This is a genomic window from Brevundimonas guildfordensis, from assembly GCF_014836405.1.
Classification (GTDB): Bacteria; Pseudomonadota; Alphaproteobacteria; order Caulobacterales; family Caulobacteraceae; genus Brevundimonas; species Brevundimonas guildfordensis.
Map to the genome: position 1 here is coordinate 289,831 of NZ_JACSQU010000002.1, position 22,482 is coordinate 312,312.

Annotated in this window: 28 protein-coding genes; 19 read left to right on the forward strand and 9 right to left on the reverse strand. The window is 67.6% G+C overall.

What is annotated here, in order from left to right; all coding sequences use genetic code 11:
• The first annotated feature begins 95 nt into the window (after positions 1 to 95).
• Genes H9656_RS09890 through H9656_RS09905 form a run of 4 tightly spaced genes read left to right on the forward strand, consistent with a single transcriptional unit; the run spans position 96 to position 4,161 of the window.
• Complete coding sequence (locus tag H9656_RS09890) at positions 96 to 1,232, forward strand: 3-oxoacyl-[acyl-carrier-protein] synthase III C-terminal domain-containing protein (protein WP_191744092.1); 1,137 nt, start codon at positions 96 to 98, stop codon at positions 1,230 to 1,232.
• Positions 1,172 to 1,912 carry an iron-containing redox enzyme family protein gene (locus H9656_RS09895; protein ID WP_191744093.1) on the forward strand — a complete coding sequence of 247 codons (741 nt, stop codon included), beginning with the start codon at positions 1,172 to 1,174 and terminating at the stop codon, positions 1,910 to 1,912. Before H9656_RS09890 ends, H9656_RS09895 begins: the two co-directional genes overlap by 61 nt.
• Positions 1,909 to 2,838, forward strand: a complete 930-nt coding sequence (locus tag H9656_RS09900) for a DUF6999 family protein (protein ID WP_191744094.1) — start codon at positions 1,909 to 1,911, stop codon at positions 2,836 to 2,838. Before H9656_RS09895 ends, H9656_RS09900 begins: the two co-directional genes overlap by 4 nt.
• Positions 2,839 to 2,898: 60 nt before the next feature.
• On the forward strand, positions 2,899 to 4,161 hold the full coding sequence (locus tag H9656_RS09905) for a dicarboxylate/amino acid:cation symporter (RefSeq protein ID WP_191744394.1): 1,263 nt from the start codon (positions 2,899 to 2,901) through the stop codon (positions 4,159 to 4,161).
• An 8-nt stretch (positions 4,162 to 4,169) separates the two neighbouring features.
• Here the strand turns inward: H9656_RS09905 and H9656_RS09910 are convergent, their stop codons facing one another.
• Positions 4,170 to 4,388 carry a hypothetical protein gene (locus H9656_RS09910; RefSeq protein ID WP_191744095.1) on the reverse strand — a complete coding sequence of 73 codons (219 nt, stop codon included), beginning with the start codon at positions 4,386 to 4,388 and terminating at the stop codon, positions 4,170 to 4,172.
• A 197-nt stretch (positions 4,389 to 4,585) separates the two neighbouring features.
• On the opposite strand from H9656_RS09910, the gene H9656_RS09915 reads away from it, so the two are divergent.
• On the forward strand, positions 4,586 to 4,912 hold the full coding sequence (locus tag H9656_RS09915; protein WP_191744096.1) for a hypothetical protein: 327 nt from the start codon (positions 4,586 to 4,588) through the stop codon (positions 4,910 to 4,912).
• Positions 4,913 to 5,032: 120 nt separating this feature from the next.
• On the opposite strand, the gene H9656_RS09920 is transcribed toward H9656_RS09915, so the two are convergent.
• The 6 genes from H9656_RS09920 to H9656_RS09945 form a co-directional block, all read right to left on the reverse strand.
• Positions 5,033 to 5,323, reverse strand: a complete 291-nt coding sequence (locus H9656_RS09920; protein WP_191744097.1) for a GNAT family N-acetyltransferase — start codon at positions 5,321 to 5,323, stop codon at positions 5,033 to 5,035.
• Between the two features lie 27 nt (positions 5,324 to 5,350).
• Positions 5,351 to 5,725, reverse strand: a complete 375-nt coding sequence (locus H9656_RS09925; protein WP_191744098.1) for a hypothetical protein — start codon at positions 5,723 to 5,725, stop codon at positions 5,351 to 5,353.
• 14 nt (positions 5,726 to 5,739) lie between these two features.
• Complete coding sequence (locus H9656_RS09930; RefSeq protein WP_191744099.1) at positions 5,740 to 6,114, reverse strand: serine/threonine protein kinase; 375 nt, start codon at positions 6,112 to 6,114, stop codon at positions 5,740 to 5,742.
• 57 nt (positions 6,115 to 6,171) lie between these two features.
• Positions 6,172 to 6,561: a dihydroneopterin aldolase gene (folB, locus tag H9656_RS09935; RefSeq protein ID WP_191744100.1), complete on the reverse strand. Its 390-nt coding sequence runs from the start codon at positions 6,559 to 6,561 to the stop codon at positions 6,172 to 6,174.
• Positions 6,558 to 7,094, reverse strand: a complete 537-nt coding sequence (locus tag H9656_RS09940) for a 6-pyruvoyl trahydropterin synthase family protein (RefSeq protein ID WP_191744101.1) — start codon at positions 7,092 to 7,094, stop codon at positions 6,558 to 6,560. Before H9656_RS09940 ends, folB begins: the two co-directional genes overlap by 4 nt.
• A gap of 104 nt (positions 7,095 to 7,198) precedes the next feature.
• The gene (locus H9656_RS09945) at positions 7,199 to 7,975 is read right to left on the reverse strand and encodes an SDR family oxidoreductase (protein WP_191744102.1); all 777 of its coding nucleotides are present in this window, start codon (positions 7,973 to 7,975) and stop codon (positions 7,199 to 7,201) included.
• 154 nt (positions 7,976 to 8,129) lie between these two features.
• Between H9656_RS09945 and H9656_RS09950 the strand changes: the two genes are divergently transcribed.
• The 10 genes from H9656_RS09950 to H9656_RS09995 all read left to right on the forward strand — a co-directional run bounded on the left by H9656_RS09950 (position 8,130) and on the right by H9656_RS09995 (position 17,281).
• Entirely contained in the window at positions 8,130 to 8,603 is a 474-nt protein-coding gene (locus H9656_RS09950; protein WP_191744103.1) for an NUDIX domain-containing protein, read from the forward strand.
• An 8-nt stretch (positions 8,604 to 8,611) separates the two neighbouring features.
• On the forward strand, positions 8,612 to 9,058 hold the full coding sequence (locus H9656_RS09955; RefSeq protein ID WP_191744104.1) for a DMT family transporter: 447 nt from the start codon (positions 8,612 to 8,614) through the stop codon (positions 9,056 to 9,058).
• A gap of 16 nt (positions 9,059 to 9,074) precedes the next feature.
• A complete protein-coding gene (uvrC, locus tag H9656_RS09960) occupies positions 9,075 to 10,973 on the forward strand; it encodes an excinuclease ABC subunit UvrC (RefSeq protein WP_191744105.1) in 1,899 nt (632 codons plus the stop codon).
• A gap of 54 nt (positions 10,974 to 11,027) precedes the next feature.
• Entirely contained in the window at positions 11,028 to 11,642 is a 615-nt protein-coding gene (locus tag H9656_RS09965; protein ID WP_191744106.1) for a carbonic anhydrase, read from the forward strand.
• Between the two features lie 78 nt (positions 11,643 to 11,720).
• On the forward strand, positions 11,721 to 12,347 hold the full coding sequence (gene pgsA / locus H9656_RS09970) for a CDP-diacylglycerol--glycerol-3-phosphate 3-phosphatidyltransferase (RefSeq protein ID WP_191744107.1): 627 nt from the start codon (positions 11,721 to 11,723) through the stop codon (positions 12,345 to 12,347).
• A 167-nt stretch (positions 12,348 to 12,514) separates the two neighbouring features.
• Positions 12,515 to 13,594 carry a quinolinate synthase NadA gene (gene nadA / locus H9656_RS09975; protein WP_191744108.1) on the forward strand — a complete coding sequence of 360 codons (1,080 nt, stop codon included), beginning with the start codon at positions 12,515 to 12,517 and terminating at the stop codon, positions 13,592 to 13,594.
• Between the two features lie 58 nt (positions 13,595 to 13,652).
• Complete coding sequence (locus tag H9656_RS09980) at positions 13,653 to 14,531, forward strand: metalloprotease (protein ID WP_191744109.1); 879 nt, start codon at positions 13,653 to 13,655, stop codon at positions 14,529 to 14,531.
• 3 nt (positions 14,532 to 14,534) lie between these two features.
• Positions 14,535 to 16,103 carry an L-aspartate oxidase gene (locus tag H9656_RS09985; RefSeq protein WP_191744110.1) on the forward strand — a complete coding sequence of 523 codons (1,569 nt, stop codon included), beginning with the start codon at positions 14,535 to 14,537 and terminating at the stop codon, positions 16,101 to 16,103.
• Complete coding sequence (nadC, locus tag H9656_RS09990; RefSeq protein WP_191744111.1) at positions 16,104 to 16,979, forward strand: carboxylating nicotinate-nucleotide diphosphorylase; 876 nt, start codon at positions 16,104 to 16,106, stop codon at positions 16,977 to 16,979.
• Between the two features lie 89 nt (positions 16,980 to 17,068).
• A complete protein-coding gene (locus H9656_RS09995) occupies positions 17,069 to 17,281 on the forward strand; it encodes a hypothetical protein (RefSeq protein ID WP_191744112.1) in 213 nt (70 codons plus the stop codon).
• Between the two features lie 9 nt (positions 17,282 to 17,290).
• Here the strand turns inward: H9656_RS09995 and H9656_RS10000 are convergent, their stop codons facing one another.
• Positions 17,291 to 18,340 carry a cell wall hydrolase gene (locus H9656_RS10000; RefSeq protein WP_191744113.1) on the reverse strand — a complete coding sequence of 350 codons (1,050 nt, stop codon included), beginning with the start codon at positions 18,338 to 18,340 and terminating at the stop codon, positions 17,291 to 17,293.
• A gap of 457 nt (positions 18,341 to 18,797) precedes the next feature.
• Between H9656_RS10000 and H9656_RS10005 the strand changes: the two genes are divergently transcribed.
• The 4 genes from H9656_RS10005 to H9656_RS10020 all read left to right on the forward strand — a co-directional run bounded on the left by H9656_RS10005 (position 18,798) and on the right by H9656_RS10020 (position 21,514).
• Complete coding sequence (locus H9656_RS10005) at positions 18,798 to 18,995, forward strand: hypothetical protein (protein ID WP_191744114.1); 198 nt, start codon at positions 18,798 to 18,800, stop codon at positions 18,993 to 18,995.
• 222 nt (positions 18,996 to 19,217) lie between these two features.
• Positions 19,218 to 19,580: a DUF6481 family protein gene (locus tag H9656_RS10010; RefSeq protein WP_191744115.1), complete on the forward strand. Its 363-nt coding sequence runs from the start codon at positions 19,218 to 19,220 to the stop codon at positions 19,578 to 19,580.
• Positions 19,581 to 19,745: 165 nt separating this feature from the next.
• Positions 19,746 to 20,222, forward strand: coding sequence for a Dps family protein (locus H9656_RS10015; protein ID WP_191744116.1), 477 nt, complete (start codon positions 19,746 to 19,748; stop codon positions 20,220 to 20,222).
• Positions 20,223 to 20,347: 125 nt separating this feature from the next.
• Positions 20,348 to 21,514: a cell wall hydrolase gene (locus H9656_RS10020; protein ID WP_191744117.1), complete on the forward strand. Its 1,167-nt coding sequence runs from the start codon at positions 20,348 to 20,350 to the stop codon at positions 21,512 to 21,514.
• Positions 21,515 to 21,602: 88 nt separating this feature from the next.
• Here H9656_RS10020 and H9656_RS10025 read toward each other — a convergent pair whose 3' ends face one another.
• A complete protein-coding gene (locus H9656_RS10025; protein ID WP_191744118.1) occupies positions 21,603 to 22,469 on the reverse strand; it encodes a PI-PLC domain-containing protein in 867 nt (288 codons plus the stop codon).
• Positions 22,470 to 22,482: the final 13 nt, after the last annotated feature.

The following is a 22,482-nucleotide window of genomic DNA, read 5'->3' on the forward strand; positions in this document are numbered from 1 at the left end:
TAGGGCGAGACGCGCCGCGATTTCGATAAACGCTGGCGTGTGAAACGACGATTTCCCACTTGTGCCGCACAGGGCCCGTCGCCAAGGTCCGCGCCATGAGTGAGCTTCGCGACGTCTTCATCACCGGGACCGGCGCCGTCCTGCCCGGCGAGCGGATCGGCAACGATCGGATGGAGGACTTCATCGGCCGGATCGGCGGGCGGCCGTCCGCCGTGGGACGCCGCGCGCTGCGCTGGAACGGGATCGAGGGGCGGCACTACGCCCTGGACGCCGATGGGGCGCCGCTGCACTCCAACGCCTCCATGTGCGCCGAAGCGGTGCGGGCGGCGCTGGACGAAGCGGGGCTGAGCCTAGGCGATTTGCAGCATCTGGGGGCGGCGGCGACGCAGGGCGACTACCTGGTGCCCGGCCACGCCAGCGCCGTTCAGGCCGAACTGGGCGCGGGGCCGCTGGAGGCGTTTAGCTATCAGTCCGTCTGCGCCAGCGCCCTGATGGCGGCCAAGGGGGCGTGGCTGAGCGTGCGCGCGGCCGAGGCGGACGTCGCCGCCGCCTGTGCAGGCGAGTTTTCCTCACGCTGGTTCCGGCCGCATTTCTATGAGGGCACGGCGCTGGTGGACGACAAGGGGCGAGCGCGGATCGAGGCGGACTTCTTGCGCTTCACCCTGTCGGACGGGGCGGGCGCCGTGGTGATGGAGCCGAAGCCGAAGCCCGAGGGGCTGAGCCTCAAGGTCGAGTGGATCGACATGACTTCCCTGGCGGGGCGTTTCGATCCCTGCATGTGGGCCGGGTCGACGCCGGAAGCGCGCGCCGACATGACCAGCGCCTGGAGTCACGCCGGGCCGGCGGCGGCCCATGCGGCGGGGGCGGTGGCGCTGTTGCAGGACTTCGACCTGCTGAAGATCGTCATTCGCGCCTGGATCGGCGTCTGGCTGGAGAAGGTGGACGCGGGACGGATCGTGCCGGATCAGGTCGATCACCTGCTCTGTCATTATTCGGCGCGGTCGCTGCGTCAGGAGATTGTCGGCCTGCTGGAAAGCACGGCCGCCATGATCCCGGAGGAGAAGTGGTTCACGACCCTGGCCGACAGCGGCAATGTCGGCTCGGCCTCGATCTGGATCATGCTGGACGCCTTCCTGAAATCGGGACGCGGAAAGCGCGGAGACAAGGTGCTGTGCATCGTGCCCGAGAGCGGGCGGGCGATGATCGGCTTCATGATGCTGGAGATTGTGTGATGGCGGAACGCGAAGCCGAGGCGGCGGTGGCCGAGACCCAACGGAAGCTGGCGGTGGTCTTCGCCGATTTCGAGCAGCGGCTGGAGGCGACGCCCCTGATCCGCAAGCTGACGCGCGGACGGTTCGAGCTCGCCGACTACCACGCCTTCCTGATCAACCTGCGCCAGCAGGTAAAGGACGGGGCGCTGTGGATGAGCCGAGCGGCGTCGAACATCGGCGAGGACCATCTGGAGCTGCGCTCGACCCTGATGCGCCATGCGGTGACGGAGCATCGGGACTTCCGCCTGCTGGAGGCCGACTTCACAGCCTCGGGCGGGGCGCTGGATGACATTCAGTCGGCGCCGAAGAATGTGGGCTCTGAGGCCCTGTCGGCGTGGATGTTCCATGAGGCGTCGAAGCCCGATCCGTTCGGCCTGCTGGGGGCCATGTTCATCATCGAGGGACTGGGCTCGATCAAGGCGCGGCCGTGGGGGCTGAAGGTGCAGGAGCGGCTGGCGCTGCCCGACGAGGCGGTGCGCTTCCTGCTGTATCACGGCGACAACGACGCCGAGCACATGAAGGAGTTCGAGGAGATGTTGGGCATGGTCCTGCCCGATCCCTTCATCGCCGAACGCATTGTCGTCACCGCCAAAGTCACGGCCCGCCTCTACGCCCTGCAGATCGAGGAGATCGCGGCGTGAGATACTACAAGCCGGGGGAGGATCCGTTCGACCCCGCGCGGTTCGATCCCAAGGATCCCGATCCGTGGATGGCGCTGTATCTGGACCACAGCCTGCCGATCGATGACGGGGCCAAGCGCGATCTGTTGCTGGGGGCGCGGTCGCGGTCGCGGCGCTGGCTGTTCCCGGTGGCGCGGCCGCTGGTGTTCCTGTTCTTCTGTCTGGTGAAGGTGCTGCGGGTCATTTCGCCGAAATACCCGAACCTGAACGGTCTGCTGCACAAAACCATCCACTGGGGACTGCGGACCTTCGCCACGCCCGAGGCCAACCGGGTGATCCTGCGGCACTTCCACGTCGGGTCCGAACTGACCGCCTTCGTGCGCGAGAACGCGGGCGTGGGCGACAAGGTGACCAAATGGCCGCTGACGCCGACGCGGCTGAAGGACATCGAGCCGGACCTGTTCCTTCAGCACGACCTGAACATCTTCAACTTTGTCATCGAGATGAACGCGGCCCTGCGCGCTGAGGGGCGTGAGCTGACGCCGCCCGAACGCATCGATTTCTCCATGATCTCGCACGAGTTTCCGCCGTTCGAGGAGTTTCCGCGCAAATGGCACAACTTCGTCGACGTGCAGACGGCGGTGGAGTTCTACACCCCCATCTACGCCCTGATGCTGCCGAGGGACGACTTCGTGCGGGCGTCCAGTTCGCTGCAGCTGGATGAGGTGATGGCCATCTATATCGCCCGCATCCTGGGCACGAGCTACCACATGGCCTTCGTCAAGAACGGTCATCCGCTGGTGGCGCTGTCGACGCTGCAGGCGGGCTATCGGCTGATGATGCATGGGCTGGATTCGGAGGCCATGCACGGCTGGCTGCGGGTGATGAAGGCGCGTCAGGCGGCGGGCTTGCCGCTCGACCCGGCCAACTCGGGCGCACCGAAGTAGGGCGAGCAGCTGCTGTCTTTTCCGCTGGCGCGCAGCGCGGCGGCTGCTAGCGTGGCTGTCATGAAATCGGCGCGCTCCTTCCTGACCTCTCTCAGCACGCTTGTGCTGTTGTCGCTGGTGCTCGGCCTGCTGGCCGGGGCGGCGGCGCAGCGGTGGGGGCTGCCGGGCGGCCATGTCACGGCGGACTTCATCCAGGCGCTGGGCCAGCTGTGGCTCAATGCGCTGCGGATGACGATCATTCCTTTGGTGTTCAGCCTGCTGGTGACGGGCATCGCCTCCATCGCCGATGCGGCGCGGACCGGGCGTCTGGCGCTGAAGGCGGTGGCCTGGTTCGGGGGGCTGATCGTTTTTGCGACGATCTACGCCGTTGCCGCAGCCTATGGGCTGCACGCCGTCTGGCCGATTGATCCCGAAGGCGCGCGACTGCTGCTGGCGATCAAGCCGGAGGGCGCCGAAGGCCTGGGAGCCGGCGCGCCGTTCAGTGAGTTCGTCAAGACCATCGCCCCGTCCAACCCGATCCGCGCGGCGGCCGAGGACGCCATTCTCGGCATGGTGGTGTTCGCCGTCTTCTTCGGGTTTGCGGCGTCCGGCCTGCCGGAACGACTGCGCGCGCCGCTGATCACCTTCTTCGAGGCGGTCGGCGAGACGATGATCGTCATCGTCCGCTGGGTGCTGAAGGCGGCGCCGCTGGGCGTCTTCGCCCTGTCGATCGGGGTGGGGCTGACGGCGGGGGCCAGCGCCGCGGGCGTGCTGCTGCACTATGTGGCGCTGATCTCGATCGCCTGCATCGGCATCGGCCTGATCTTCTACCCGCTGGCCGTGATCTTTGGCCGGGTTTCGCTGGGGCGCTTTGCGCGGGCGGCGGCGCCGGCGCAGGTGGTGGCCTTCTCGACGCAGTCGTCGCTAGCGAGCCTGCCGGTCATGGTCGAGCGGGCGGTCGACATGCTGGGCGTCAAGCGGGCGACGGCGGGTCTGGTCCTGCCGCTGGCGGTGGCGGTGTTCCGCATCACCAGCCCGGTCGCCAACCTGGGCGTCGCCATCTATTGCGCCCATCTGTTCGGACTGGATCCGTCGGCCGGGCAACTGCTGGCCGCCATGCTCACGGCGGTGCTGATCTCGATCGGCACCGTGGGCCTGCCGGGCCAGGCAAGCTTCTTCGCCTCCATCGCCCCCATCTGCATCGCCATGGGGGTGCCGCTAGAGCTGCTGCCGCTGCTGCTGGCCGTCGAGGTCGTCCCCGACATCTTCCGCACCCTGGGCAACGTCACCGCCGATCTGGCCGTGGTTCGCATCGTTCAGGGCGGGGAGGCGGCGCCGGACTGAGGCTTTTCTCAGTCCTCCATCGCCTCAAACATCGCCTCGGCCTCATCGAAGGTGTCGTAATCGAGACGATCGGGCGGGCGCACGATGACGAAGCGGGTAAGGACGGGGGCGGCGGGTTCGGGACGCCGGTCCCACTGCCAGAAGGTGCGGTCGAGCCGGCTTTGCAGAAGGGTCCACTCGCCTGCTTCTCCCTGAGGCGGCTTCGGCGGCGGAACGGTCTGTCTCATCAGCGTCTCCCTGTGCGGGGTCAGCAAAGCGCGGCTGGAGCGGTGTGTCAAAGCGCGTCAAACAAGCGGAACCGTTGGCTGCGGTCGGGATTGATGCGGCCTTGGCGCAACATGCGGCGCCGTCCTTGCAGCTTGGCTGCAGATGGGATGCGACCCTAAGGCGAAAATGAGGCATGCTGTCGTCAGGAGAATATGCGATGACCAAGTCCAGCAATGAATCCGACGCCCGCGCCGCCCTGCGCGTGGTCTCCTCGCCGGAAGCCGAGGTCTATGACCTGATGCGCGCGCCCGAAACCACCGCCGAACGGGTCAAGCGCCTGCAGGCCGAAGCCCGCGCCCTCGCCCTTGAACAGGTCGAGGCGCTTGAAGCCGCCCTGTGCAAGGCCGCCGATATGGCCAAGGAGATCGCCGACGGCGGCGACGCCTATCCGGTCGGCGCCCGCGAACTGGCCGCCCGTCTGGTCTCTGATCTGCCCGCCAAGGCCGAGACGATGAAGGCCATCGTGGCCAAGAGCCATCCTTAGTCGGCCTCGGTCAGAAGGCTCAGCCTTCTCGACCCGACGCGGCCTGGGGGCTGCGCGCCTGCGCCTCCCTTGAGCGCCGTCATCCTCGGGCTTGACCTGAGGATCCAGCAAGCGCGGGGGCTACGACCCCACCACATCCTCGTACTCGGGATGGCGTTTCAGCCAGGCGACGGCATAGCTGCAGTGGGGGATCAGGGTCAGCTTTTCGGCGCGTGCGTGGTCGGCCATGGCTTGCATGAAACGGCCTGCCGCCCCGGCGCCGCGCAAGGCCGGGTGCGCCTCGACGTGCAGGATGATGCGGGCGTGACCGCGTACGGCGTATTCAGCCCAGACCGGGTGCTCGGTTCCGTCGGCGTCGGCGAACATCTGCTGGAAGCGGTGGTCGGCGGCGTGGTCTTTGAAGGCGGACACGAAAGGCTCCTCCTGAATGCGGTGGGGTCAGGCCGGCCGGTCGTTCAGCAGGGCCAGCAGACCCAGAACGCTTTTCACCGTGAACCAGATCGACACCAGCAGCAAAAGAAGTCCGAACAGCAGAAGGAACGGAATGCCGATCAGGAAGGCCGAGGCCACGGCGCTGACGGCCACCAGCACCCACAGGATGGCGCTGATCCAGAACACCGACCAGAACAGCTTGATCTGCGCCTCGACGTGCTGGGCCGCGACACCCGTCGCCGAGCCGCGATTCACATAGGCCAGGACCAGGCCGACGAGCACCAGCACGTTCGCGCTGGGGATCGACAGGATGTAGAGGATCCACGCCACGATGGCGCCGTCGCGGCCCGCAACCGGGAGGGCGGAGTTCTGCTCGCTCATGAAGGGCGGTCCTTTCAGTAGAAGAGGCGACGGGGCTCAGCGATAGGGCGTCCGTTCAGCAGGTCCTTCAGCCCCAGAGCGCCGCGCAGGATGGTCCACACCGCCATGATGAAGAGCACGAAGACGCCGACGTTGACCAGGATCAACACTGCGCCGGCGATGATGGCGCAGACGGCGGCTAGAAGGGTGCGCTGCTGAAAGATGAAATGGCTGCGCAGAATCGGATCGACCGGCGCGGAACGGCGCCAGACCCGCAGCAGCCCGACCGCGGCCGCTACGCCGAAGGTGGGCGCCGCCAGAAGGATGAGCGCATAGCCGACATAGAGCCCGGACAGGTCAGCCGAGACCTCGCCGCCGCTGTTGCTGCTGTAATCGCCGGACTGGACCATCGGAACCTCTTGTCAGCGAGAGATGATGGCGGGACGCCGCGTCCGGCGCAACCAGCCTCAACGCGAATAGGCGACTTCGCAGGCGGCGGCCGCGGCATCGGGAATGGCGCCCGGCTTTTCTACCCGAACCACGACACTCAGGACGCGCGGATCGGCCAGGCAGGCGATGGCCGTGCGTTCGGCGAAGGTCTCGATCAGGGCGATGTGCGGCCCCGCCGCCAGTTCGCGCACGATGCGGGCCACGCCGTCATAATCCAGGGTGTCGGTCAGCCGCTCCACCGGCGCGTCGCCCAGGTCCAGTTCGACGTCCACAACCAGAGGCTGGAGCCGTCCATGCTCGTGGTCATAGAAGCCGATGGAGGCGTCGACCTTCAGGGCGCGCACCATGACCTTCAGGCCCAGCCGGCGCGGTTCGGCGGAGGGCAGGGGGGTGACGACGGCGCTCAAGACCAGGTCTCCGGCGGCAGAAGATCATTGATGCTGAAATCGGCCCGGTCGCACCAGGCGCCGAGCTCCCAGGTGCGCTCCGCCGCGGTCAGACCGCGCGTCAGAACGGTGTTGGTCGGCGTCTCCTCGATGGCCAGCTCGGCCAGGCGGAAGGGCAGGCCCTCGGCCGACAGGATGGCCTCCAGCTTGCGCCACAGGGCGATGACCAGGGCCTCGGTCGTCGGATCGCCGTCCACGGTCAGCACCTGGTTGAGCCGGTGCGGCTCATGCTGCTGGAACCAGGCGAGCAGGGGGTCGGCGCGGTTCAGTTGGAAGGCGTGGTCCAGGCTGCGGTCAACGAAGCCGTGCCAGCGCGCCTTCAGCCGCTCGAACGAAGCCGTATAGTTGGCGCCGCCGAAGTCGATCTCGGCCGTCGGCTCCAGGGTCACAGTCACGAATTCATTGTGCCCATGCGGCACGGCGCATTTCGACCCCGCATCGGCGATCAGCCGGTGCGCCATCGAGAAGCGGCGAGTGAAACGGACAGCGGGCATGAGGGTCTCAGGATGAACGGCGGCAGCTAAGGCGCCAACCTATCGGCAAATAAAGGTCATGTGGCGGCGAACGACGCCGCCGCTGACGGCTCAGGCTTGATGGTTCAGGCGAACTCAAGATCGCGGTCGCGGCGGGTCAGGGACGCCCCGGCGTCGACTACCAGATTTTGTCCGGTCAGGCTGCGCGCGGTCAGGATGAAGGTCAGGGCGGCGGCCAGATCCTCGACCGCCACGGGCCGTTTCAGCGGCGTGGCCTCGGCCCCGGCCTGATAGTCGGCTTCAGGCCAGCCGGCCGAGGGCAGGGTCAGGCCCGGCGCAATGCCGCAGACGCGGATGCGGGGCGCCAGGGCCAGCGCCAGGGCGCCGGTCATGTGGGCGATGCCGACGCGGCTGACGGTGTAGGAGAAGAAGTCGGGGTTCGGAGCCGTGACCTTATAGTCCAGCATATTGACCACCACGCCTTCGTCCGCCTCAGGCAGGCGCGCGGCGAAGTCGCGGATCAGGGCCAGCGGCGCCAGGACGTTGACCTCGTGATGAAGGCGCAGATCCGCCTCCTGAAAGGTCTGCAACTGGTCATAGACGAACAGGGAGGCGTTGTTGACCAGCGCCCGCAACGGCCCGAAGGCGAAGGCCTGATCCATCAGGGCGGCGCGCGCGTCTGGGTCGGTCAGCTCGGCCTGAACGGCGATGGCGCGCCGTCCCATGCCCTCGATGGTCTGAACGACAGACTGTGCGCCGACCGCGTCGGAACGATAGTGGACGACGACGTCATAGCCCGCCTGGGCGGCCGCCTTCGCCAGCACCGCCCCGATCCGACCCGAGGCGGCGGTGACCAGCGCTGCGCCCCGCGAAGGAGCGTCGGCGCGCCCGGACTCAGTCAACCCGGCCGAACTCGTAGTAGTTGACGGCGGCGAGGACGGCGATGAAAACGAAGATGGTGGCGATGGCCAGCATGGTGCAGCTCCTGATTTTGTCTCCGAATAGGGGCAAGCGCTCCCCTGTTCAAGCCGCCCGACCGCAGCCTATCGTTCGCGCATGGCGAACTGGCGCACCCGCATCGAACCCTTCACCCGGCCTTTGTTCTTCGCCTGGTCGCGGATGAGCCGGGGCATGACGCTTGGCGTGCGCGGCGCGGCGGTCGATGGCGAGGGCCGGGTGCTGCTGGTCAAGCACACCTATCTGGAGGGCTGGTGGCTGCCCGGCGGCGGCGTGGACAGGGGCGAGACGACCCAGGCCGCCGTTATCCGCGAACTGCGGGAGGAAGCCGGGCTGATCGTCAGGGGCGAGCCGCGTCTGCTGTCGGTCCACTCCAATGAACGCTTCTTTCCGGGGGATCACGTGCTGGTTTTCCGTATCGACGCCTTCGACGTGACCGAGCGGACCAGCCACGGCGAAATCGCCGAGATCGGCTGGTTCCACCCCCACGCCCTGCCCGAGGACGCGACCCGCGCCACCCGCGCCCGCCTGGCCGAGATCTTCGGCGGCGCCGCGCCCGATCCGAATTGGTGAGACAGCCGATGCAGTTACCCGTCCTCGCCCTGCTGGCCATGATCATCGGCGGCGCCGCCACCGCCCTGCAGGGGCCGACCAATGCGCGGCTGGCCAGCGCGGTGGGCTCGCCGGTCAATGCGGCCTTCGTCTCCTTCTTCGTCGGTACGGTGGCGCTGGGGCTGCTGGCGACGGCGTTGCAGACGCGGCCGGACGTGCAGGCGGTGAGGGCTCTGCCGGCCTGGGCCTGGCTGGGCGGTCTGTACGGCTGCGTCTTCGTGGTGGCGGCCGCTTGGGGCGTGCCCAAGATCGGTGTGGCGCTGACCATCACCCTGATGGTGGCGGGCCAACTTGCATTAAGCCTGATCCTCGACCACTTCGGCGTCATGGGCGTGCCGCAGCAGCCGATCAGCCTGACCCGCATCGCCGGGATGCTGCTGGTGATCGGCGGGGTGCTTCTGGTCCGGCGCGGCTGAGCCTATATCCCGCCCGATGACCGATCCGACGCCCGACATTCCGGAGACGCCAGCCTCGCAGGCGACCGCCCTTCCGCTTCAGGCCGCCGAGCTGATCGCGGACGAGGCCCGGCGCGCGCCCGACAAGCCCGGCGTCTATCGCATGTACGGCGAGGACGGCGCCTGCCTCTATGTCGGCAAGGCCAAGTCGCTGAAGAAGCGGGTGGTTCAATATGCGCAAGGGCGATTTCACACCCAACGCATCGGCCTGATGGTGTCGCTGACCCGTTCGATGGAACTTGTGGTCACCGCCTCCGAGACCGAGGCCCTGCTGCTCGAATCCAACTTCATCAAGAAACTGAAGCCGCGCTTCAACGTGGTGCTGAGGGACGACAAATCCTTCGCCGAACTGATGATCCGCCGCGACCACCGCGCGCCCCAGGTCCGCAAGCATCGCGGCGCCCATACGATTCCCGGCGACTATTTCGGCCCCTTCGCCTCGACCTGGGCGGTCAACCACACGCTGAACACGCTGCAGAAGGCCTTCCTGCTGCGGTCGTGTTCGGACAGCGTCTACGAGACGCGCACCCGCCCCTGCATGCTGCACCAGATCAAGCGCTGCTCGGCGCCCTGCACCGGCCTGATCAGCCTTGAGGACTACGGCGATCTGGTCACTGAGGCCGAACAGTTCCTGCGCGGCAAGTCGCGCGCGGTCATCGGCCGCCTGTCGCAGGAGATGCAGGCGGCGTCGGACGACCTCGACTTCGAGACCGCCGCCCGCGTGCGCGACCGTATCCGCGCCCTGTCGGCCATCGCCATGGAGAGCAGCGTCAACGCCGACGGCGTGGCCGAGGCCGACGTCTTCGCCCTGCATTCCGAGGGCGGTCAGGCCTGCGTCCAGGTCTTCTTCTACCGCGCGGGCCAGAACTGGGGCGGGCGCGCCTATTTCCCGCGCGTGGACAGGAGCGACAGCGACCCGGAAATCCTCGCCGCCTTCCTGGGGCAGTTCTATGAGGACAAGCCGATCCCGCGCCTGATCCTGTCCAACGTCCGCCCCCACGAACTGGAGCTGCTGGAGGAAGCCTTCAGCATGAAGGCCGAGCGGCGCGTCGAGATCGCCCGGCCGTTGCGCGGCGGCAAGGCCAGTCTGGTCGATCACGCCCTGACCAACGCCCGCGAGGCGCTGGGCCGCAAGCTGGCCGAGAACTCGGCCCAATCCAAGATTCTGGACGAGGTGTGCGAGGCCTTTGGTCTGGACGCCCGGCCCGAGCGGATCGAGGTCTATGACAACGCCCATATTCAGGGAACCAACGCCGTCGGCGGCATGATCGTCGCGGGGCCTGAGGGCTTCCGCAAGAACCAGTACCGCAAGTTCAACATCAAGAGCGAAGACCTGGCGCCCGGCGACGACTACGGCATGATGCGCGAGGTCATGCGCCGCCGTTTCGGACGGCTGGTGAAGGACGAGGAGGCCGGTGAGGCGGTCGAGCGCCCCGACCTGCTGCTGATCGACGGCGGGGCGGGCCAGTTGGCCGAGGTGCTGGCCGTCATGGCCGACCTGGGCGTCGATGACATCGCCGTGGTCGGGGTGGCCAAGGGACCGGACCGCGACGCAGGGCTGGAGAAGTTCTTCATGCCGGGCAAACCGCCCTTCATGCTGCCGCTGAAGTCGCCGGCCCTCTACTACCTGCAGCGTCTGCGGGACGAGGCGCACCGCTTCGCCAACGGCGCCCACGCCAAGCGCCGCTCGATGGATATCAAGAAAAATCCGCTGGACGAGATCGAGGGCGTCGGGCCGGGCCGCAAGAAGGCCTTGCTGCACGCCTTCGGTTCGGCCAAGGGGGTCAGCCGAGCGTCCGTCGCCGACCTGGTCAAGGTGGACGGGGTCAGCCAGGCGCTGGCCGAACGCATCCACGGCTTTTTTCACAAGTCCTGAGCAGCGTCGATTTCGGGTTGAGCGACCAAGCGTCGCGGGTCTAGGAACGATCTCATGATCGCCGAACTGACCAAGGGCTACCATCGCTTCCGCGCGAACAGGTGGCCGTCCGAACACGCTGAATACGAGGCCCTGGCCGCCAACGGCCAGAAGCCGCACACCCTGGTCGTGGCCTGCTCCGACAGCCGCGCCGATCCGGCCCTGATCTTCGACACGGCGCCGGGCGAGCTGTTTGTCGTGCGCAACGTCGCCAATCTGGTCCCGCCTTATGAGCCGGACGGCAAGCTGCACGGCGTCTCGGCGGCGCTGGAGTTCGGCGTCAATGTGCTGAAAGTCCGGCACATCGTCGTCATGGGCCACGCCTCGTGCGGCGGAGTGAACGCCATGCTGAACGGCGCGCCCGCCAACTGTCAGGACTTCGTCGCGCCCTGGGTCGAGCAGGCCGCCCCCAGCGTGCGCCGCGCGGTCGAGGCCCTGCCCGCCGAACAGGTCGAGTGCGCGGCCGAGGAGGCCGTTGTGCGCCTGTCGCTGGACAACCTGCGCACCTTCCCCTGGATCGCGCAGAAGGAGGCGGCGGGCGAATTGCGTCTCAGCGGCCTGCACTTCGGCATCGCCTTGGGCATCCTGTCCAAGCTGACCGGACCGGGGCGGTTCGAGCGGCTGGACTGACGCCGGCCCGCCTCTGACGCCGCACTCGCCTCTGGTCGCGAACCGTGGCACACCCGGCGTGTTGCAACGGAAGACGTCATGGCCCCTGCCTACAAAGCCATCCCCAACATCCTGACCGGCCTGCGCCTGGCGGCGGGGATCCTCATGTTTCTGCTGCTGGCGGGCGCGACCAGCGGCTTCCCGTTCGTCTCGGCCTGGCTGAGCCCTGACGACCAGTTCGCCATGTACCGGACGGGGTTCTGGATCTTCGTCATCGCCGCCTCGACAGACTGGATCGACGGCTACCTGGCTCGCCGCTGGAAGGCCGAGACGCGCTGGGGCGCCATCCTGGACCCGATCGCCGACAAGATCCTGGTCACCGGCGCCGTGCTGGGCGTGCTGACCTCGGGCTCGGTGCAGCAGATCATCATTCCCTGCGGCCTGATCCTGTTCCGCGAGTTCGCCGTCTCGGCCCTGCGCGAAACCATGGCCGGGCGGATCAAGTTGCCCGTCACCCTTGCCGCCAAGTGGAAGACGACGCTGCAGATGGTGGCGCTGGGGTGCCAGCTGTTCGCCCGGAACTGGGACGGCTGGGGCTTGCCGTTCGACTATCTGCCCCACTTCCAGCTGTTCTCGGACGCCCTGATCTGGCTGGCCGCCATCGTCACCTTGTGGACCGGCTGGCAGTATTTCAGCGCCGCCCAGAAGCAGATGCGCGACCTCTAAGCCGTTCGGCCTGTCCATCTAAGGCGAGCCGAGCGCTCGTTCGCGACCGTCCGGCGGCGGCGTCCTTTTCCCTTGCGCCCTGTGCGGAAGAGCCTACATTGTTCCTGCTTATGCTAAGTTTGAGCATAAGTCGGGGCCGCGCAGATGGCCGTTAGGGAGTAAGGACGATGGCGGACGGCGCTTTCGGTCTGTCGAAGGAACTGGCGGAAGAGACCGCCCCGGTGTGGGACAAGGTCAAGGATTTCGTCACCCCACTGGAGTGGCCCGAGCAGGCGCGGCTGATCAGCGAGATCAACCAGCTGAAGCGCGAGCGCGACGCGGTCATCCTGGCCCACAACTACATGACGCCGGAGATCTTCCACGGGGTCGGCGACTATGTCGGCGACAGCCTGGGCCTGGCCAAGGAGGCGGCGCGCTCGGACGCCAAGGTGATCGTTCAGGCGGGCGTCCACTTCATGGCCGAGACGTCCAAGATCCTGTCGCCGGACAAGACGGTGCTGATCCCCGACCTGCGCGCGGGCTGTTCGCTGGCGTCCTCGATCACGGGGGCGGACGTGCGGCTGATCAAGCAGCGGCATCCGGGCCTGCCGGTCGTCACCTATGTGAACACCACGGCCGATGTGAAGGCCGAGACCGACATCTGCTGCACCAGCGCCAACGCCGTTCAGGTCGTCGAGTGGGCGGCCAAGGAGTGGGGCGTCGACAAGGTCATCCTGATCCCCGACGAATATCTGGCGCGCAACGTGGCGGCGCAGACGACGGTGGGCATCATCGCCTGGGCGGGTCGCTGCGAGGTGCATGAGCGCTTCACCGCCGACGACATCAAGGAGATGCGCGCCGCCTATCCGGGCGCCGAGATACTGGCCCACCCGGAATGCCCCGAAGAGGTGCTGGCGGCGTCGGACTTCGCCGGGTCGACGGCGGCGATGATCGACTATGTCGCGGCGCGCAAGCCGAAGCAGGTGGTGATGATCACCGAGTGCTCCATGGCCTCGAACGTCAAGGGCGACGTGCCCGGCGTCGACTTCATCGGCCCGTGCAACCTGTGTCCGCACATGAAGCGCATCACCCTGGAGAACATCCGCGACTGCCTGCGCGACATGAAGTTTGAGGTGACGGTGGCGCCCGAGATGGCCGAGCGGGCCGCCCTGGCGGTGCAGCGGATGATCGACCTGCCGCCGCCGTCGAAGCCTGCGCGCTATGACCTGGTCAAGGCGCGGCACCATGTCGACGTGGAGCTGATCTGACGGCCCCGCGGCGCCGCGGCCCGGTGGCGGGCCCGCGCCCCGCGCCCAGTTCGAATCCATGAGCGATACAGACAACAGACTTTCCCCCGACGGCCGCAGGCCCGGACCCTGGGACCCGCGCCCGGAAGAGACGGCGCCTGCGCCCGCGCGCGAGGCCGCCCGCTACAGCGCGCGTCATGACACGCCGCGCGAGGACAAGGGCCAGCACCCCGTCTGGGCGGTGGTCTCGACCCTGTTGATGGCGGGTTTCCTGTGGTTCCTGACCGGCAGCTGGGTCGTGGCGGGGGCGGTGCTGTTCGGCCTGTTGGTGCACGAATACGGCCATGTGCTGGCGATGAACCGCGTCGGCATGGGCCCGGCGCGCATCTACATCATCCCCTTCCTGGGCGGGCTGGCGAAGGGCCAGCGCGCGCCGAAGAGCGAATGGCACGGGGTGCTGGTGTCGCTGGCGGGGCCGGCGTTCGGCCTGCTGGCCATGATCCCCTTTGTGGTCGTGGGCGTGGCGATGAAGTCGCCGGAATGGCTGATGGGCGCCTTCTTCATCGCCATGATCAATCTGTTGAACCTGCTGCCTGCGCCGCCGCTGGACGGGTCAAAGGCGCTGGGGCCGGTGCTGACGCGGGTGCATCCGCGACTGGAGCAGGTCGCCCTGCTGGCCGTCGGCGGCCTGGCCGTGTGGTGGGGGCTGTCGACGGGGCGGCTGATCCTGGCCGTCTTCCTGGGGCTGGCGGTGATCGGCCACCTGAAGCGCGGCGTCTGGCGCGCGGCGTGGGGACAGCTGACTTGGCCCGAGGCGGGGCGCAGCCTGGCGCTTTACCTGCTGACGGCGGTTGTCTGCGCGGCCGCGGCGATCGGCGCCCTGCTGCCGCTGACAGGCGGGGCGGTCGAGCCGGCGTTCGAGATGGGCTTGCGCTTCTTCGGGGTGGGAGGCCGCTAGGCCATGGCGCGCATCCGGCATGACGGGGCCCTGATCATCGGCGGCGGACTGGCCGGCCTGTCGGCGGCGCTGGAGGCCGCCGAGTCGCTCGGCCCGAACGGCAAGGTGCTGGTGGTGACGCCCGAGCCCCTGCTGCACGCCTGTTCGTCGGCCTGGGCGCAGGGCGGGATGGCGGCGGCCCTGTCGCCGCAGGACAGCGCGGCCCTGCACGCCAAAGACACCGAAGGCGCGGGCGCGGGTCTGGTCGAGGCCGAGGCCGCGCGCGCCCTGACGGAGCGCGGGCGTGAGACAGTCGAGTGGCTGGCGGGGCTGGGCGCGCCCTTCGACCGCGACGTCGACGGCGGCTTCTCGGTCAGTCTGGAGGCGGCGCACAGCCTGCCGCGCGTGGCGCGGGTGGGGGGCGACGGCGCGGGCCGGGCCATCCTGTCGGCCGTGGTCGCCGCCGCGCGGGCGGTGAAGGGCATCGAGATCTGGGAGGACGGGCGGCTGCGCGGGCTGATCCGCGACGTCGACGGCCGGGTGCGCGGCGCGGTGATCGAGCGGCGCGGGGGCCGGTTGGACAAGGTGTTCGCCCCCGCCGTGGTCCTGGCGACCGGCGGAATCGGCGGCCTGTTCGAGGTGACGACCAACCCCTCCGCCCTGCGCGGCGAGGGGCTGGCCCTGGCCTATCAGGCGGGGGCCGAGATTCTGGACCCCGAGTTCGTGCAGTTCCACCCGACGGCGATCGATGTGGGGCTCGACCCGGCGCCGCTGGCGACCGAGGCCCTGCGCGGCGAGGGCGCGCGGTTGGTCGACGGGACCGGCGCCTTCCTGCTGGGCGATCATCCCGAGGCCGATCTGGCGCCGAGGGACATCGTGGCGCGGACGGTTCATGCTGCGCGGGTCGGAGGGCGCGGCGCCTTCCTCGACGCGACCAGGGCGGTGGGCGAGGCCTTCCCGCATGAGTTTCCGGCCGTCTTCGCCGCCTGCATGCGGGCCGGGCTGGACCCGCGCGTCAGCCCTATCCCCGTAGCGGCGGCGGCCCACTATCACATGGGCGGGATCGTCGCCGACGACGAGGGGCGCACCACCGTCCCGGGCCTGTTCGCCATCGGCGAGTGCGCGGCGACGGGGGTGCACGGGGCCAACCGGCTAGCGTCCAACTCCCTGCTGGAGGCGGGCGCCTTTGGACGGCGCGCGGGCAGGGCGGCGGCGGCGGAGGTCCAGCCCGAGCGGCGGCCGCTGGCGGCGGTGCAGGCGATGACGGATTTGCCGCCCGAGGCGCTATCGACGCTGCGCGCGGCTATGACGCGCCATGCGGGCGTGGTGCGGGACGAGGCGGGGCTGACGGCGCTGCTGGTCCTGATCGACGACCTGGCGAAGGCGTATCCCGCGGCGGCGTGCCTGACGGCGGCGCGGCTGGTCGCCGAGGGGGCGCTGAACCGGCGCGAGAGCCGGGGCGGCCACTATCGCCTCGACTTCCCCGACAGTCTGCCGACGGCTGAGCACACGCGGATGCGCGCGGCGACGACGCCCACGCGCGACGAAGAGTCTGAGGCGGCGACGCTCGCCGCATTGGCGGCCGTGATCTGAATGATGAAGGACGTTTCCGTGACCCGAACCCTGCCGGACCTGCTGATCGAGCCTGTGGTGCGCCTGGCCCTGGCCGAGGACCTGGGACGCACCGGCGATGTGACGGCCCAGGCCTGCATCCCCGAGGACGCCCGCTTCAGCGCCGTGTTTTCAGCGCGGCAGGCCGGGGTGATGGCGGGCGGGGCGGTGGTGCGGATCGCGGTCCATGCGCTGGATCCCCAGGCGATGGTGACGGTGAAGGTCGCCGACGGCGAGGCGTTCGAGGCCGGAGCCGTGCTGATCGCGGTCGAGGCCAACGCCCGCGCCCTGCTGTCGGCCGAACGGACGGCGCTGAACCTGCTGGGTCGGATGTGCGGCATCGCCACCCTGACGCGGACCTATGTGCAGGCGGTCGCGGGGACCAAGGCGCGCATCGCCGACACGCGCAAGACCACGCCGGGCCTGCGCGCGCTGGAGAAGCACGCGGTCGCCTGCGGCGGCGGGCTGAACCATCGCTTCGGCCTGGATGACGCCATCCTGATCAAGGACAACCACGTCGCGGTCTGCGGCGGCGCGGGCGAGGCCGTGCGCCGCGCCAGGGCCTTCGCCCCTCATTTGATGAAGGTCGAGGTCGAGGTCGACAGTCTCGATCAGCTGGACGAGGTCCTGCCCGAGCGGCCGGACGTCATCATGCTGGACAACTTCAGCCTGGACGACATGGCCGAGGCGGTGTGCCGGGTGCAGGACAGCGCCTTCGGTCCGGTGGTGCTGGAGGCGTCGGGCGGGGTCAATCTGACGACGGTGGCGGGCATCGCCGCCACAGGGGTGGACGTTATCTCCGTGGGCGCCCTGACCCACTCGGTCTTGCAGTTAGACATCGGCCTGGACGCAGGCTGAGCGGACGCGGACCGGGGTTTTTCGGGGAACGGGCCCGGCAAGGGGTCGTTTTCATGGGGCGGGAGGGCGATATTTCGAAGGAGAACGCCATGACCAGGGCCCCACAGCCGCCCAGGGAGCAACGAAGCTTCGCCGACCGCGGCGCTCAGCTGATGGGCGAGGCTGCGGCTGCAGACCGGCGCGATCGGGCGGACGGCGTCCAGGCCGGCCACCCCGGCGACGCAGACGTCAACCTGAACCAGCAAGGACGCTACGGCAACTTGCAGCAGAATCTGACGACCCACCGCAAGACCCATCCCTGAAGCGCTGACTTAGGCTTCGGCGTTGACCGTGGTCGCCGGCGCGGCGGGCTTCGGCGACGTCGGGGGCGACGAAACCGGAGCGGCGGGCGGCGCGGAGGCTCGCGCGGGAGTCGGGCGTTCATCCGCCTTGCCGGGCGTCAGGGCCTCACGCGCCAGCACTGCGGTATAGGCCACGGCGCCCGAAGCGCTACGGGCCGCTTCGACCGGGTCGAGGCTGGCCTGAACCAAGCGCGGCGCGCTGGGGGCGGGAACTGAAGCGCGGGAGCCCGAGCGGCCGCCGAGGCGATAAAACAGGTGGTCGCCAACCTGATTGACCCGCACCAGTCTGTTGCGCCAGGACGGAGACACCGCGGTGGTGTGGAAGTGGGTGGCGTTGCCGACGGCGGCGAAGACCTGGCCCGACAAAGCCTTGCCGGCCACGTCACGAGCGCGGTTCCAGGCGGCTCGATTGACCGCGCCGCGCATGGCGCCATTGCAGGTGAAGCTGAACTGGCAACCTGTCTTGCGATTGGCGCCCTGATAGACGACGCCGCAGATGCTGTCGGGATAGGCCGAGTGGCGCACCCGGTTGAGAACCACCTGAACCACGGCGCTCATCCCATCGCGGCCCTCGCCTCGGGCCTCGTAATAGGCGGCCTGGGTCAGGCATTCGAGGTCGCGTGACTGGTCAAGGGCGCCGTCGAGGCGGAAGGGACGGGCGGCGGTCACCTTGGTCACGCCGTCCCGGCGCAGGCCGCCCTGGCCCTGAACCTGGTCGAGGCGGGCGGTCAGGAGCTCCGCCTGTCGGTCGCGCTGCGCGGAACCGGCGACGGAATAGGGGTCGTGGCGGTGGGCGATAGCCAGGGCGCTGGCGTCCAGTCCGCCGGCCGCCTCGGCCAGGGCTTCCTGAGTATAGCCGCCGGCGCCGGCGCCCTGAAAACGCTCAGCTTGAGCACGCACGGTCGAGGCCTGGGCGGCCAGGCCGCCCAGATAGGCCCCTCCGACTGCGAGGCCAACGATGCCGCCGAACGCCGCTGCCGCCGTCGTGGGGCGCAGGCGAAATGAACGGGCGGCATGCATCAGCGCACGCGTCTGCGAGGAGAAAGACAAAGGCGTAGTCCTGTACAACAGGGCGAGAATGCCGCCCCCGTAGGTCCCGAGCCCTGGCGACAATGACGCGTCGCGCTTCAAGCAGGTCGGGCGAACGCCGACTGAACGCCGGCCTTCGAAGGCGGGCCTTTATCCATCGGTTTATGGCCTCAATGTGACTGATTCGCTAGAATTGAAATTTCTGTAGCATAGGAAATTTGCTGAAAAGTCTTTATTCTCTCTGTTTTAAATCATGACGAAATTGGGCCTTAGACATTCTTGGGAATACCGTATTGCGATGTTGACGGAAGATTGTCCGGCGCGCGGGTAGGTCGCGAATAAACTATTGGAGCGAGTCCGACTACTTGGTTGCCAGAGTCATGCCTCAGATGGGAACCAGTCGGTAATTTTCGCGTTCCAAGCTGAGCTATTTCAAGGAGTTGACCCCATGACCCGCATCGCTTCCCGCCTGCTCGTTCTGACGCTGGCCGGCGCCGGAGCCCTGGCTGTGTCGGCCTGCGGCCACACCGTGGAACAGAAGGCGGCGACCGGCGCCGTCGCAGGCGCTGTCGTCGCCGGCCCCGTCGGGGCGGCCGTGGGCGGAGCCGCCGGGGCTGCGGTAGGGCACGCCAAAAAGCCCCAGTGAGGCGGTGCGGCTCTGACGGCAAAAGACGCCGGCAGCCGTTAGACGGCCTTAAATACCACGAAGTCAGGCTGTAGAGCTTGATTTCGGCGCGAAATTCGGCTTTGCCCTCGCGCCGGGCCGAGCGTGCCGAAACGCGCCTTCCGCCCCGTCTTGCGGCCGTCGCCTCGGCGATCGGCCCTTTTCGCCGTTTCCATTCCCTATCAAGGACACCCGCCTCTCAGCATGCGCGACCTCAAGAACACCGGCTTCAACGACCGCCTGTCCGCCCAGAAAGACGCCAAACAAGCCCTCCTGGCCCGGTTCAAGCCGAAGCCGACGGTTCAGGATCCCGAGTTCGAGAAACTCGCCGCCAAGCGCGCCGCCGAGAAGGAGGCCATTCGTCAGCAGCACGAGCTGGCCAAGGCTGAACTGCGCCGCGAGAAGGCCGAGAAGGACGCCGCCCGCCTGGCCGCCGAGATGGCCGCCCAGGACGAGGTTGACGCCGCCAAGCGCGCCGCCCGTAAGGAGCGCAAGCAGCTGACCAAGGAAGAGCAGAAGGCCGCTCGCGACGCGCGCTACGCCGCCCGCAAGGCGCGCCAGCGTTAATCACGCCTATCCAGCCCCTTCCTGATCAGGAAGGGGCAATGCTCATGCCGCTCCGAAGTTGCGGGACGAAGATTCCTGCGACGTGGAGCCGCGCGCCTCTTGGAACGCGCGCCAGGCGACCTAACTGCAAGGCTGATCTTCCCCAGCAACGCAGCAGGAGCCGTCATGAAAGCCATCGACACCGGTCTAAAGCCCAAGGAACGCGCCGATGTCGCGCGCGAGCTGTCGAAGGCTCTGGCCGACAGCTACGCCCTGTATCTGAAGACGCACGGTTACCACTGGAACGTGCGCGGGCCCGAGTTCTTCAGCCTGCACAATCTGTTGGAACAGCAGTATCGCGAGATCTGGGCGGCGCTCGACGAGATCGCCGAACGCATCCGCGCGCTGGGCGAACTGGCCCCGCAAAGCGCCTCGGCCTTCGCCAACCTGACCTCGATCAAGGACGGCGATCCCGAGAAGGACTCGTCTGAGATGCTCAAGGAGCTGATCAAGGACCATGGCGTCGTGATCGCCACCGCCCGCGCGGCTCTGGACGCAGCTGACGAGGTCGGCGACGAAGCCTCGGTCGACCTGATGACCGTGCGTCTGGCCGCGCATGAAAAGGCGGCCTGGATGCTGCGCTCCAGCCTTGGCGAACGCTAGGCGAGGGGCGGGCCGCCGATTGCGTCTCACGCATCGGTAATCTCCGCGTCTGAAAAGCGCCGGATTAGTCGGTCATGCAGATCGCTGGTTTCCGGCGCCCTCAGGCGTCGCTATACGGACGTCGCATGAACCTCGGCCGCCTCACGCCGCTGACGAAGACCGGACGCCGCGCCTTGGCTGCAGCGCCTGCCGCCATGGCTGTGACCCTGGCGGCGATGGGGGTGGCCATGTCGGCCAGCTCAACGCCCCGTCCTGACATTGACCGCACGGCCGAGGCCTTGGCGCGCGCCACCGGCGGCGATCTGGGCCCGAACGGTCTGGCGGCGGTGTTGGCGCGGATGGATGCCGGGCAGCTGGCCGTGGCGCGTCGCCACGACCCGGCCCTGGACCTGCCTGCGCTTTACGGTCTGACGCCCGGCTGGGAAAGCCTGACGCTCGGCGGCAAACCCAGCCTGGATCAGGGCGTGGCCGGCGTCGCCGCCCAGCAGTTGAACGCCGCCATGCCCAACGCCTTCGGCGCGCTTCAGCCGGCGCGGCCCTTCGTGTTCCGTCCCGCTGATGAGGCGTCGCGCCAGCGCGCCCTGCGCTGCCTGACCCAGGCCGTCTATTACGAGGCGGCGCTGGAGCCGGCCCAGGGGCAGGAAGGAGTGGCCCAGGTGGTGCTGAACCGGGTGCGCGACCCCAACTATCCTTCCAGCGTCTGCGGCGTGGTCTATCAGGGCGCTGAGCGGACTACGGGCTGCCAGTTCAGCTTCACCTGCGACGGATCCCTGGCGCGCGGACCGGTGCGCTGGGCCTGGGACCGGGCCGAGCGGGTCGCGGCCCGCGCCCTGAACGGTCATGTGGCCGAGCGCGTGGGTACGGCGACCCATTACCACGCCGACTACGTCCACCCCTGGTGGTCGCCGAGCCTAGCCAAGATCACCCAGGTCGGGGCGCATATCTTCTATCGTTGGAAGGGCGCGGCGGGAGAGACGGCCGCCTTCGTCAATGCATACGCGGGCCGCGAGCCGACGATCGACGAGGCCCGCTTCGCCAAACCGCGCGTTCTGCTGGCCACAGCGGCCGACAGCGTTGAGGCGGCGCTGGACGGCGCCAGGTCGGGCGAACTGCGCACGGTCGAGATCGATGGTCAGACCCGCGTGGTCGGCATCGCCAGCCTCGGCGGCCGCCGTCAGGCCAGCAAGGACGAGATCGCCGCCATAAATGAGCGGATGAAGGCGTTCGAGAGCGGCGCCGTTCAGCCCATATTAAGCGGGCAAGACACACACGCTCCCTCTCCCTCTCTTTAAGGTTGCAGATCACGCGCCTCGGAGCCTCTGGCCGGGTATTTCAGGGCCACCACAAGTCCTGAAGTGACTTCTGACCTCGCCTGGCCCTCTATTGAATTTCCCGAGGAGGTTTGGCTCCGCTCTTCAGATCACCATATTCGACCGAGTTCGTAATCTCGATGGAAATGTCGTTCATGGTGGCTTTGCCGTCGATTAGGCGCTTGACCTTGTTTTCTACGCCGGCGGGGTCGCCAGCGCGTCTGAGATAGAGGCGGTAGAGGGTGTCAACCTGACGTTTCAGGTTCTCGACATCCACATCGCTGGTATACTCACTGATATAGCTGCAGTCGTTCATCACATGCAGACCACGACGCAGCATTTCACGACTGCGCACATTGTTCATGCCAGCATGCAGGCCGATCTGCTCAACCCCAGTGTCGCGTACTTTGGCTTCGAAGTCCGGGCTCCACCAGTCGCTTCTCATCCAGACTATTGACGGTTTGTGGATTTCACAGAACTCGACCTTCTTCTCCGGAGGGCGTCCACCGATTCCCCAGAAAGTCATCAGCCAGTTCGGAAATCCAAGATTGCGGACACTTGCGACGGTAGCCTCATTATAGGCCTGAGGGATCACAAGATGGAGAAGGCCTCGGGCTTCCGCGAGATTGTAGATCTTAGTGTAGACATCTTTGTGTCTGTTTTTTATATCCAAAATCATGTAAATATTGAGACGTTTTACAATATCCAGTAGGCGCTCCGCGGTCATGATCGTGTAACCAGCGGGGCTTTTCAATCGGACTTCATCGAAATTCACCTCGCCGAAGGTCCGGTTATCTTCGATTCCAAACTGTTTTTCCGACCCATCATGTGCCGTAATGATCGATCCGTCCGCCAAGCCGACTAAATCAATCTCGAAGTGTCGAAAGCCATCCAGGTAATTTTTGTAAATTGCTTCGATGGAGTTGGTGTAGAGCATGCCTTTCCAGAGT